Source organism: Brucella sp., from assembly GCF_032066345.1.
Taxonomy (GTDB): Bacteria; Pseudomonadota; Alphaproteobacteria; order Rhizobiales; family Rhizobiaceae; genus Brucella; species Brucella pseudogrignonensis.
On record NZ_DAMBKZ010000002.1, the window covers coordinates 255,635 to 267,787 of the forward strand.

Here is a 12,153-nt window from a genome sequence, read left to right on the forward strand (position 1 = left end):
GTATCAAATCCCTGCTCGACGCATAAACCTGTCCTAAAAGCGTATCAACCTTTCAGGCCAGCACCTCAAGCTATAATTAATCAGCCCTGATCTTAAACTTAACGCAGCCAGATAGAAATATCTGACTGCGCAGAAAAGAAACCAGAACCCGCAGAAACCTGCGTTAAACGATATCTGCTAAGCGCAGACTCTCTAAATTTTTGCCTTCAACACGCCCTGACGGAAAACCAGTTCCCACTTTTCCGCGACATGCCATCGGTCTTTGCCTCCAGTATGTCGTTGTCGGAAAACCGGTTCCCACTTTTCCGCGACATACTTTAAGGCGTGTTGTTGCCCGAAACTGCACCGCCGTCAATGACAACACGCACCTTGTTTTCAAAGATCACGACTTTGCCGCTCTCTTTGATCTGCATGGTGTCGGCACTGATCTGCGTACTACCATTACGAATTTCAACCGGCTTGTCTGTCGTCACCTGACCGCTTTTGAGATTAACATCAGCGGATCGCATGACAGCATGCAGGCCTTCATTTGTCGTAACAGTAAAATCCTTATCAAGTTGCAAACGACCGTTCGCATTATCGTAAACGCCAGAAGCAGCTTCGACTTTTGCGTTGCCATTATCGCCCACCGGCAACTCCGCAGAAATGCCTTCCAGCGCGATTGCGCCGCTATTCTTGGCATCCTGAATGGCCTTGGCCGCAATCATGGAATAAGGACGATTATCCTTGGTATAACCGTTGAGCTGTGGATTGCTCATGACGAGCTTGCCGCTCTCCCCGCCATTGTTCACTTCCACCTTCACAGGTGCAGCGGGCGTTGCGAGAAATGTGTACCAGGAGAAAACAGCTGCAAGGGCAATGGCCGCAACCGGCAGAGCGGTTTTGAGCACGCGTACGCGGATCGAATGACGCTGGGCAGCCTTAAACAGCGAAGCTGCCTTTTCAGACGCTCCAAAATGCATGCCACCGCCACTCGGTGCTGTTGTGGCAGCTCCCTGCGAAACATGAATATGTGGTGTGTCGGCGCTCATGGTCTTTTTCGATTACTCAATCTGTTAACGTAGCTTTTAGTGCCGCTTTATTGCTCAACTGTTTACAGAAACATCGAGAATGAATTTTTCACCCGACGCTATCTTAGATCAATACGGTTTATTTGGGGTGCATTAGCCTGTCACTCAAGACTAATACACGGCACAAAACACCGCACCTGCCATGCAAAAATGACACGAACATTGCGGAACTGCAGAAAAACTGGCGTTTACAGGCCTCTTAACAATGGTAAAAAGCCGATCACTTCATTGTTAACATATAATAAGCTTATATTACAGCAGCGCTCTCCGGCGAGCAAACTCCTTGCGACTAATTTATTGATAGACCTTGTCGCTTTGCCTATTGCGGGACATAGATAGTAAAAACATCGACAGCACTTCGCTTGAATTATGGATGGATGAGTATGGCTCAGGACGCCGAGGCACTGATCGAAAGACGCAAGCTGCGTAGAAAGCTGACCGTATGGCGTATCGCCTTTCTGCTTCTGCTGGCAGTACTCATTGCAGCCATTGCGTCCTACTCCATGCGCGGCCCGAATTTTGCGACCCCTCACGTTGCAAAGGTCCGCATCGAAGGCACGATTTTTGAGAATGAAGAGCTTATCAAGCGCCTCAACAAGATTGCCGATGACGATGCGGTCAAAGGCGTGATCCTTATTCTCGATTCACCGGGCGGCACCACCGTTGGCGGCGAATCAATCTATGAAGCCGTACGCAAAATCGCCAAGAAGAAGCCTGTTGTAACGCAGGTTGGTACGCTTGCAGCATCGGCTGGCTACATGATTGCCAGCGCGTCCGACCACATTATTGCGCGCCAGACCTCCATCGTCGGGTCAATCGGCGTGCTGTTCCAATATCCCGACCTTTCCAAGCTTCTCGATACAATTGGCGTGAAGGTCGAGACGATCAAATCTTCGCCACTCAAGGCAGAACCGAATTATTTCAGCCCTGCAAGCGATGAAGCCAAAAACATGATCCGCAATATGATCATGGATTCTTATGACTGGTTTGTCGGAATTGTTCAGGAACGCCGCTCTTTCACGCATGAGGAAGCGCTGGCTCTGGCCAATGGCGCGGTCTTTACCGGCCGTCAGGCACTGGACAAGAAGCTGATTGACGGACTTGGCGGCGAGGAAGAGGCTGTTGCGTGGCTCATCAGCAAGGGCGTATCCAAGGATTTGCCCAAGCTTGAATGGAAAGCAGTCAGCAATGACACCGGTTTTTCGCTGCGTGATCTGATAATTCATGCCGGTGCGCGCCTACTAGGCGTGCCACAGGAAGCCAATGGTATGTTAAAGGAAATTGCCAAAGACCGTATCTTCCTTGACGGACTTCTTTCGGTTTGGCACGTTGACGGAACGCCGGGTGTCACTCCGGCAAATAAATGAGTCCTTTCACCGGACAAGAGAAACACAGGGGTTTAAAGCCGTGATCAAATCGGAACTCGTTCAGGTTATCGCCAGCCGTAATCCGCATCTTTTCCAGCGCGATGTCGAAAACATCGTCGGCGCCGTTTTTGAAGAGATCACCAATGCCCTTGCTGATGGCAACCGCGTCGAATTGCGCGGCTTTGGCGCTTTCTCGGTAAAAAATCGCCCGGCCCGCAGCGGCCGCAATCCACGTACCGGCGATACGGTGGATGTTGAAGAAAAGTGGGTGCCATTCTTCAAGACTGGCAAGGAACTGCGTGACCGCCTCAACGGCGCCATCTGATCCATCATGGTGGCAAAGCGCGTCATAACGATTGTTATTCTGGTGCCGTTGGCGGTCATTCTGATCGCCCTTTCGGTGGCCAATCGCGAAACGATTGGCCTGACAATTGATCCGTTTAACCCCGGAAATCCAGCACTGACCTATCAGGCTCCGCTGTTTATCTGGCTGTTTGGTGCGCTTATCCTTGGTGCTTTGATCGGCGCTGCCGTCACCTGGCTTACGCAGGGCAAACATCGCCGTCGCGAGCGCCGCTACAAAAAAGAAGCCTCACAGCTTCTCGAACGTGCGGAATCTGCCGAAAAGCGCCATGTGGCCAACACGGTTTCCAACGTCTGATAGCGACCGTTTTTCTTTTTCACTTTCGTTCTGGCGTCATTTGCCCTACCTAAACCCAAAATAAATCACGGAGTTTCGGGTGAAGGCGCCAAAAGGAAAAGGCAAAAAGCCAACAGGCGGTAAAGAGCAGCGCGGTTTTGGTCGCGCAAAGCACGACGAACCGCGCTCGGCTGCCAAACATGAGAGCAAGCCGGACAACAAGGCTTCGTTCTTCAAGAAGCCGCGTCCGCAATTTGCAAAAGCCACACCAAAGCCTGCTGAAGAAAAGCACATCGCAGCGCCTCAGCGCGAGATCAAAGCTTATCAGGGCGAGCGCCCGGGTGAACGCGCACCCGTCATCCTCGAAACAGAACCGTCCAACGATTATGCATTGCTCGACAGCGGTGATGGCCTCAAGCTTGAGCAGTATGGTCCTTATCGCATTGTGCGCCCGGAAGGTCAGGCGATCTGGCTCCCAAGCCTGCCGAAAAGCGAATGGGACAAGGCCGATGCCGTCTTTACCGGCAACACCGATGAAGAAGGCATGGGACGCTGGGCATTCCCGAAACTGCCGCTTGGTGAAACTCTGGGTGAAACATGGCCTATGCGGCATGACGGCATATCGTTTCATGGCCGCTTCACGTCATTCCGCCATGTTGGCGTATTCCCGGAACAGGCCGCGCACTGGTCCTACATGGACAATCTGATCCGCGATGCCGCCAAGTCGGGCCGCACGGTGAAAGTGCTCAATCTGTTTGGTTATACCGGCGTTGCATCGCTCGTTGCAGCACGCGCAGGTGCCGAAGTCACCCATGTTGACGCTTCCAAAAAGGCGATCGTCTGGGCACGCGAAAATCAGGAGATGGCCGATCTTTCCGACAAGCCGATCCGCTGGATTTGCGAAGATGCTATGAAGTTTGTGCAGCGCGAAGAACGCCGCGGCAGCTTCTACGACATCATCCTGCTTGATCCGCCAGCCTATGGTCGTGGTCCGAACGGCGAAGTCTGGCAGTTGTTCGAACATCTGCCTGCAATGGTCGATACCTGTCGTTCCATTCTCACGCCAAACGCGCTGGCCGTCATTCTGACCGCCTATTCGATCCGCGCTTCCTTCTTCGCCATTCACGAGCTGGTGCGCGACCGTTTCACCGGTCTTGGCGGAACAGTCGAATCGGGCGAACTTATTCTTCGCGAACGTGCGAGCCAACGCGCACTTTCCACATCCATGTTCAGCCGCTGGGTAGCAAAATGAGCCGAAACGACGATTTCTCCAGAAGCGGCAATCATCAGACCGGATCACGCGTGGGCCAGGTGAAAGAAGTCACCAGCCTCACCAATCCGATTGTTAAAGATCTGCGCTCGCTGGCGCTGAAGAAGTTCCGCGATCAGCAGGGCGTGTTTCTGGCAGAAGGCCTGAAGCTTGTCATCGATGCCTTTGAACAGGATTGGCGCATCAAGACGCTGGTCTTTGCCAAATCCGGTAAAGGCAACAAGATGGTCGAGCAGGTTGCAGCACGCACTTTCGCCAAGGGCGGACTGGTGCTGGAAGTGACCGAAAAGATCATGGCTGCGATCACCCGCCGCGATAATCCGCAGATGGTGGTCGGCGTTTTCGAGCAGCAGTATCAGCAGCTTGCAAACCTCAAGCCAAAAGGCAACGATGTTTACATAGCGCTTGATCGTGTGCGTGATCCCGGCAATCTCGGCACTGTTATCCGCACCGCCGATGCAGTTGGCGCCAAGGGCATCATCCTGATCGGCGACACTACCGATCCTTATTCGCTGGAAACTGTGCGCGCCACCATGGGCTCGGTATTCTCGATGCCGCTCTATAAGACAACGGAAACCGAGTTTCTGAACTGGCGCAAAGGCTTTTCGGGTCTTCTCGTTGGCACGCACCTCAAGGGCGCTGTCGATTATCGCACGATCCCTTACGCCAAAAAGCCGGTTATTCTGATGATGGGCAATGAGCAGCAAGGTCTGCCGGAAACGCTTGCTCAAAGCTGCGACAAGCTCGCACGCATCCCGCAGGCAGGCCGCGCAGATTCGCTTAATCTGGCGATTGCCACCGGTGTCATGCTTTATGAAATCCGCCGCGAGGCACTCACTCTCGATGAAAGGTCCAGCGGATGAAGCGTCATGCGGTTTTGTCGTCGTTTCTCGTTGTCATTATCGCAGTCCTGATCGATCAGGGCGTTAAATATCTGGTCGAAACCCGCATGGGCTACGGGCAGCAGATTGATCTGTTGCCCTTCCTGGCACTCTTCCGCACGCATAATGAAGGCATCGCTTTCTCGATGCTGGCATGGCTGCACGATTGGGGACTGGTCGCAATCACCGCTGCCGTCATTCTTTTTGTGCTTTACCTCTGGTGGACCAATCCAGCCAATCGCGTCTTCGCCCGCTATGGTTTTGCACTTGTCGTGGGTGGTGCTATCGGCAATCTGATTGATCGCGTGATGCATGGCTATGTGGTCGATTATATCCTTTTCCACCTGCCGACATGGTCGTTTGCGGTCTTCAATCTCGCCGACACGTTCATCACCATCGGAGCGGCGCTAATCATTCTGGAAGAGTTTCTTGGCTGGCGGCGCGAGAAGAAGGCGGCGCGCTAAATCGCCAATCGTTATTGGGATGCGCGTCGAAGCCGTCCCTATTTCCTGCTCGCCGATAGGCGGCTTGAACAGTTTCGGCCTTTCGCATAATTTGTAGCCGAGAATTTAAAAGCGATTTTAAGGGGATAAGGTTCGACAGCCTGAATTGACACATTGGTGACACGGTTCTGTCATCGTCGCGTAGCACTGAATCTGTACTGCTTCGGTTAGAATGGACGTCATGTCCACGCAACCAGGCCGTGGAAAAAGCGGAAACGGTTAGCATTTGCTGAAATACCAGCAAGCACACCGTTCAGGATTGCGTGAACAACAGGATCAGGAGCGAATCATCATGTCAGTACTGCTTGGAATGGACCAGCAAATCATTGATGATACGATCATGTCGGGCATAGAAGCACAACCATCGCTTTTCGCATCTGGAAGCGACCCTATCATTCTGGGACGCATCGGATCGCTGGAAGTAAGACTAGCAAACTCCCGCGACGCAATCGAAGCGGCGCAGGAATTGCGCTTTCGCGTCTTCTTCGAAGAAATGGGCGCCCGCAAGGAAACCATCGAAGAAGTTGAATTGAGAGACGCCGACCGTTTCGACGCCATCTGCGACCATCTTCTTGTTTATGATACCGCATTGCCCGTGCCTGAACATCAGCAGATCGTCGGCACCTATCGCTTGATGCGTAGTGATCAGGCCGAAAAGGCACTCGGTTTCTATTCAGCAGACGAATATGATGTGCAGCGTCTCGCACTTTCACGCCCGAACCTCAAACTTCTTGAGCTTGGCCGTTCCTGTGTGAAGGCTGAATATCGCTCCAAGCGCACGGTCGAGCTGCTGTGGCAGGGTGCATGGGCCTATTGCCGTCGTCATTCGATTGATGTGATGTTTGGCTGTGCATCGTTCCATGGTGCCGTGCCAGCCGCACATGCGCTGGGACTGTCGTTCCTGCATCAGAACTGCCGTGCAACGCCTGACTGGGATGTGCGCGCGCTGCCACATCGCTATCAGCCTATGGATTTGATGCCGAAGGAAGCGATCAACACCAAGGTTGCACTGTTCTCAATGCCGCCACTGGTGAAGGGTTATTTGCGCCTTGGTGCCATGATTGGTGATGGCGCAGTGATCGATGAAGCTTTCGGCACGACGGATGTTTTCATCATCCTGCCGATTGAGCGCATTTCCAGCCGTTACATTACGTATTATGGCGCGGACGCTAACAGGTTTGTATAAAATAAAAGGCGAAGCTCAGCTTCGCCTTTTCTAATTTCACGCCCTGCCAGCCAATTCCTTCAGCTTATAAACCAGTTCAAGCGCTTCACGCGGCGTCAGCTCATCGGGGCTGATCGCTGCCACAGCCTTTGCCAATTCGCTGTCCTTTGCGGCAGCCTGCGGTTTGGGCTTTTCCTGTTGCAACACAACGGAAAACAACGGCAGATCATCAATCAGCTTGTCGGCCTTACCAGAGGTTTCACCGGCTTCCAGCTGATGCAGCACATCGCGTGCGCGATTGACGACAGCTTCCGGCAGACCAGCAAGGCGCGCAACCTGCACGCCATATGAGCGGTCAGCCGCACCCTTCGCCACTTCATGCAGGAAGACAACATCATTGTCCCATTCCTTGACCCGCATGGTGACGTTGAACAGCCGATCGAGCTTTTCAGAGAGTGCCGTCATTTCATGGAAGTGGGTCGCAAACAGTGCGCGACAGCGGTTCTTCTCATGCAGATATTCCACTGCCGCCCAGGCAATCGAAAGCCCGTCAAAGGTTGCCGTTCCTCGACCAATTTCATCGAGAATGACCAGCGAACGCTCGCCCGCCTGATTGAGAATGGCGGCAGTTTCAACCATTTCCACCATGAAGGTCGAACGGCCCCGTGCCAGATCATCCGACGCGCCAACACGGCTGAACAGCCTGTCCACAACACCGATTTGTGCGGAACCTGCAGGCACAAACGAACCCATCTGCGCCATGATCGCGATCAGCGCATTTTGGCGGAGGAAGGTCGATTTACCGCCCATATTCGGGCCAGTCAGCAACCAGATCGCACCATTTCCACCGTCCTTTTGCGGTGAAAGATCACAATCATTGGCCACAAACGGATTAGCCGCTTGCCGACGCAATGCCTGCTCAACCACCGGATGACGGCCAGCGACGATGTTGAAAGACAAGCTGTCATCGACCAGCGGACGGCAATAGCCCTGCTCTTCCGCAAGAACTGCCAGCGAAGCTGAAACGTCGAACACCGAAAGGGCTACAGCCGCCGCACGAATACTATCGGCATGGCTGACCGCTTCCGCAGTCAATTCTTCAAAGATTGCCAGCTCAATTGAGAGCGCACGGTCGGCTGCATTGGCGATCTTGCTTTCCAGCTCTGCCAGTTCCGTGGTGGTGAAACGCATGGCATTGGCCATGGTCTGACGATGGATGAAGCGGCCCTTGGCTTCAACCGTATCGGTCATGGTGCCTGAATTATTAGCTGTGACTTCGATGAAGTAACCAAGCACATTGTTATGCTTGATTTTCAGCGTTTTAATGCCGGTTTCCTCGATGTAATCGGCCTGAAGCCCGGCAATGACACGGCGCGACTGATCACGCAGCGCGCGCATTTCATCAAGCTCGGTATTATAGCCCTGACGCACGAAGCCGCCGTCGCGCTTTAAAAGCGGCATTTCCTCGGCAAGTGCACGGTCGATATGGGCAGCAAAGCTAACGGGCAATGTCTCAATCGCTTCGCGTGCCTGAGCCAGTTCATCAGGCAGAAGTGCGCCTTCGAGAAGCGAGCCAATGCCGTTGGCGGCTTCAAAGCCCCGCTGCAAGGCGCCAAGATCACGCGGACCACCACGGCCCACCGCCAGACGCGACAAGGCACGCGGCATATCCGGCACGCCTTTAAGCTCCAGTCGCAGCCCTTCGCAAAGCGCTTGCTCGCTCAGAAACCACGAAACGGCATCAAGGCGCAGCGCAATCGCTTTGGGATCGGTCAAGGGTGCCGTCAAACGTTCTGCCAGAAGCCGTGCACCGCCACCGGTTACCGTGCGGTCGATGGCCTTGAGCAGACTGCCCTCACGATTGCCCGACATAGTGCGGGCGAGTTCGAGGCTTGCGCGGGTGGCCGGATCGATGAAAATCGTGCCGCCTTCCTGCTCCCGTTCAGGCCGCATCAACGGAGGGCGCTCGGCAATCTGCGTCTTTTCGATATAGGCAATCGCACCGGAAATGGCGGAAAGCTCGGAACGGCTGAACTGTCCGAAACCATCCAGTGTCGCCACATTGAAATAGCGCTGGATACGATTCTCAGCCGCCGCACTGTCAAACAGGGTTGCTGGCTGCGGAATGACAGACTTGCCGATCAGATCAAAAGTCGGACGCAGATCGGCATCGTGAAACGCCGTGTCAGCGACGACCAATTCGCGCGGATCAATGCGTGCAACATCGGCAAAGAGCCGGTCTTCAGTTGTTTCTGACACGCGGAACGTGCCGGTCGAAATATCAATCCATGCAAGCGCCAGCGCGCCGTCGCCTTTGGTGCGGCCAAGCGCCATCAGATAATTGGCTTCCGACGGATCGAGCAGCTTTTCTTCGGTGATTGTGCCGGGGGTTACAAGCCGGATCACATCACGGCGGACTACCGATTTGGAGCCGCGCTTTTTAGCTTCTGCCGGGTCTTCGATCTGCTCGCAAACCGCAACGCGATAACCTTTAGCGATCAGCCTCTGCAGATAATCATCGGAGGCATGAACCGGCACACCGCACATCGGAATATCTTCGCCCAGGTGCTTGCCACGCTTGGTGAGCGTGATGCCCAACGCTCTGGAAGCTTCAACCGCATCGTCGAAGAACAGCTCGTAAAAGTCGCCCATACGATAGAAAAGCAGCGAATCAACATTCGCGGCTTTGATCTCAATATACTGTTCCATCATGGGCGTGAGGCGAACAGCGGTTTCCTGCGTGGTATTTTCCCCCGCTTCCAACTGTTTCTCTTCGACCTTCGCTTCCATGCTAAACCTTCATTTATTGCGATTTAAATCCATTTAAAGACATAATAATATCGATATCATGCTTTTTTGGATGAATATCTATTCCAAAATGCGCTGTTTACACTCCCACAGACTGACGCTATCGAATTCGTCCCGCAGAAGAAACCGGAGGGAACATGCCAGTCTCGACGCCGAAGGGCAACACGCCAGAACGCACACCCACAGCCAGTGAGAAGGAAGCGCTCGACTTTCACGCTCAGGGCCGCCCAGGCAAGCTGGAAATCAATCCCACCAAGCCAATGACCACACAGCGCGACCTGTCGCTGGCCTATTCGCCAGGCGTCGCCGTGCCGGTTAAGGCAATCGCAGAAAACCCTGCCACCGCCTATGATTATACGGCCAAGGGCAATCTGGTTGCGGTCATTTCCAACGGCACCGCCATTCTGGGTCTCGGCAATCTCGGCGCGCTGGCCTCCAAGCCCGTCATGGAAGGCAAGGCCGTCCTCTTCAAGCGCTTTGCGGACGTGGATTCCATCGATTTGGAAGTCGATACCACAAACATTGATGAATTCATCAACGCTGTGCGCTATCTCGGCCCATCCTTCGGCGGCATCAATCTCGAAGACATCAAGGCACCGGATTGCTTCATCATCGAACAGCGCTTGCGCGAAGTGATGGATATTCCGGTTTTCCACGATGATCAGCATGGCACGGCAATTATCGCCGCAGCCGGCATGATCAACGCGCTGCAACTGACTGGCCGCGACATCAAGAATACCAAGCTCGTCTGTAATGGCGCAGGCTCGGCAGGCATTGCCTGTATCGAACTGATCAAGGCTATCGGCTTCCCATCTGAAAACGTCACGCTCTGCGACACCAAGGGCGTTGTCTATCAGGGCCGCGAAGAAGGCATGAACCAGTGGAAGTCGGCTCATGCCATCAAGACTTCCAAGCGCACGCTCGAAGACGCTATGAAAGATGCCGACATCTTCTTCGGCGTTTCGGCAAAGGGCGCGCTGACCAAGGAAATGGTGCGTTCGATGGCGCCAAATCCGATCATCTTTGCAATGGCCAATCCGGACCCGGAAGTCACGCCGGAAGATGTCGCCGAAGTGCGCAGCGATGCGATCGTTGCAACCGGCCGTTCGGACTATCCGAACCAGGTCAACAACGTTCTCGGCTTCCCGTATATTTTCCGTGGCGCACTCGATGTTCGGGCCACCACGATCAATGACGAGATGAAGATTGCAGCCGTCTATGCAATCGCGGAACTGGCACGCGAAGACGTGCCGGATGATGTGGTTGCCGCCTATCAGGGCAGCCGCCCGCGTTTTGGTCCGCAATATATCATTCCGGTGCCGTTCGATCCGCGCCTGCTGGCAACCGTTTCGGCAGCTGTCGCAAAAGCTGCAATTGAAACCGGTGTTGCCGGACGTGTGATTGAAGACATTGAGGGCTACAAGCAGGAACTGCTCGCCCGTCGCGATCCGATTGCCTCCACACTACGCGGCATCTATGAGCGCGTGCGTCGTCAGCCAAAGCGCATCGTCTTTGCCGAAGGCGAAGAAGAACAGGTCATGCGCGCCGCTGTCTCTTACGTCAATCAGGGTCTTGGCACCGCTATTCTGGTTGGCCGCGAAGAGCGTGTTGCAGAAACCGCCAAGGAAGCCGGTCTCGATCTTAACCGTCCGGGCATTGAAGTTATCAATGCGCGACTGTCGAGCCGCAACTCGGCCTATGCCGACTATCTCTATGAGAAGCTTCAGCGCAAAGGCTATCTGACGCGCGATTGCCATCGCCTGATCAACAATGATCGTAATCATTTTGCGGCCTGTTTGGTTGCCCTTGGCGATGCTGACGGCATGGTAACGGGGATCACCCGCAACTATGCGACTGGCCTCGAAGATGTGCGCCGCGTGATCGATTCGAAGCCGGGCCATCGTCTCGTCGGTGTTTCCATTGCGCTCTGCCGTGGCCGCACCGTGTTCATCGCCGACACCGCAGTCCATGAAAAGCCAACCGCCGAAGAACTTGCCGATATCGCTGTTGAAGCCGCTGGCATGGCACGCCGCATGGGCTATGTGCCGCGTGTTGCACTCACCGCATTTTCGACCTTCGGCCATATGGGCGGCGAAAGCGCAACGCGTATTCAGGAAGCCGTGCGCATTCTCAACACGCGTCACGTCGATTTCGAGTTTGACGGCGAAATGAGTGCTGACGTAGCGCTGAACCCGAAGCTGATGGAGCGTTATCCGTTCATCCGTCTGTCGGGCCCGGCCAATGTCATCGTTACGCCCGACAATCACTCGGCATCGATCGCAGCCAATATGCTTCAGGAGCTGGGCGGCGCAACGATCATCGGTCCGCTGCTGGTTGGCCTCGACAAGCCAGCACAGATTGTCAGCATTGGCGCGAAAGATACCGATATCGTCAATATGGCGGCTATTGCAGCTTATAACGCTGGCAACTGAAAAGACGCATGACAATG

Annotated in this window: 10 protein-coding genes; 8 read left to right on the plus strand and 2 right to left on the minus strand. The window is 54.4% G+C overall.

The annotated features are described in order from the left end of the window. Positions 1-317: 317 nt before the first annotated feature. Positions 318-1,031: an LPS export ABC transporter periplasmic protein LptC gene (lptC, locus tag RT142_RS03755; RefSeq protein WP_039859444.1), complete on the minus strand. Its 714-nt coding sequence runs from the start codon at positions 1,029-1,031 to the stop codon at positions 318-320. A gap of 422 nt (positions 1,032-1,453) precedes the next feature. Here lptC and sppA point away from each other — a divergent pair, with 422 nt between their 5' ends. The 7 genes from sppA to RT142_RS03790 all read left to right on the plus strand — a co-directional run bounded on the left by sppA (position 1,454) and on the right by RT142_RS03790 (position 6,917). Beyond that, a complete protein-coding gene (gene sppA / locus RT142_RS03760; protein WP_313027451.1) occupies positions 1,454-2,437 on the plus strand; it encodes a signal peptide peptidase SppA in 984 nt (327 codons plus the stop codon). Between the two features lie 40 nt (positions 2,438-2,477). Beyond that, on the plus strand, positions 2,478-2,762 hold the full coding sequence (locus RT142_RS03765) for an integration host factor subunit beta (RefSeq protein ID WP_007873253.1): 285 nt from the start codon (positions 2,478-2,480) through the stop codon (positions 2,760-2,762). A gap of 6 nt (positions 2,763-2,768) precedes the next feature. Next, the gene (locus RT142_RS03770; protein ID WP_007873251.1) at positions 2,769-3,098 is read left to right on the plus strand and encodes a lipopolysaccharide assembly protein LapA domain-containing protein; all 330 of its coding nucleotides are present in this window, start codon (positions 2,769-2,771) and stop codon (positions 3,096-3,098) included. Positions 3,099-3,177: 79 nt separating this feature from the next. Further along, positions 3,178-4,329 carry a class I SAM-dependent methyltransferase gene (locus tag RT142_RS03775; protein WP_079211413.1) on the plus strand — a complete coding sequence of 384 codons (1,152 nt, stop codon included), beginning with the start codon at positions 3,178-3,180 and terminating at the stop codon, positions 4,327-4,329. Further along, positions 4,326-5,210 (plus strand): RNA methyltransferase, encoded by an 885-nt coding sequence (locus RT142_RS03780; RefSeq protein ID WP_313027458.1) that lies wholly within the window; start codon positions 4,326-4,328, stop codon positions 5,208-5,210. Before RT142_RS03775 ends, RT142_RS03780 begins: the two co-directional genes overlap by 4 nt. Continuing rightward, on the plus strand, positions 5,207-5,692 hold the full coding sequence (gene lspA, locus RT142_RS03785; protein ID WP_007873245.1) for a signal peptidase II: 486 nt from the start codon (positions 5,207-5,209) through the stop codon (positions 5,690-5,692). The genes RT142_RS03780 and lspA overlap by 4 nt, the downstream gene beginning before the upstream one ends. 331 nt (positions 5,693-6,023) lie before the next feature. After that, on the plus strand, positions 6,024-6,917 hold the full coding sequence (locus tag RT142_RS03790) for a GNAT family N-acetyltransferase (RefSeq protein ID WP_167377088.1): 894 nt from the start codon (positions 6,024-6,026) through the stop codon (positions 6,915-6,917). A 36-nt stretch (positions 6,918-6,953) separates the two neighbouring features. Here RT142_RS03790 and mutS read toward each other — a convergent pair whose 3' ends face one another. Next, entirely contained in the window at positions 6,954-9,686 is a 2,733-nt protein-coding gene (mutS, locus tag RT142_RS03795) for a DNA mismatch repair protein MutS (RefSeq protein WP_112804615.1), read from the minus strand. Between the two features lie 155 nt (positions 9,687-9,841). On the opposite strand from mutS, the gene RT142_RS03800 reads away from it, so the two are divergent. Next, positions 9,842-12,136 carry an NADP-dependent malic enzyme gene (locus RT142_RS03800; protein ID WP_313027463.1) on the plus strand — a complete coding sequence of 765 codons (2,295 nt, stop codon included), beginning with the start codon at positions 9,842-9,844 and terminating at the stop codon, positions 12,134-12,136. Positions 12,137-12,153: the final 17 nt, after the last annotated feature.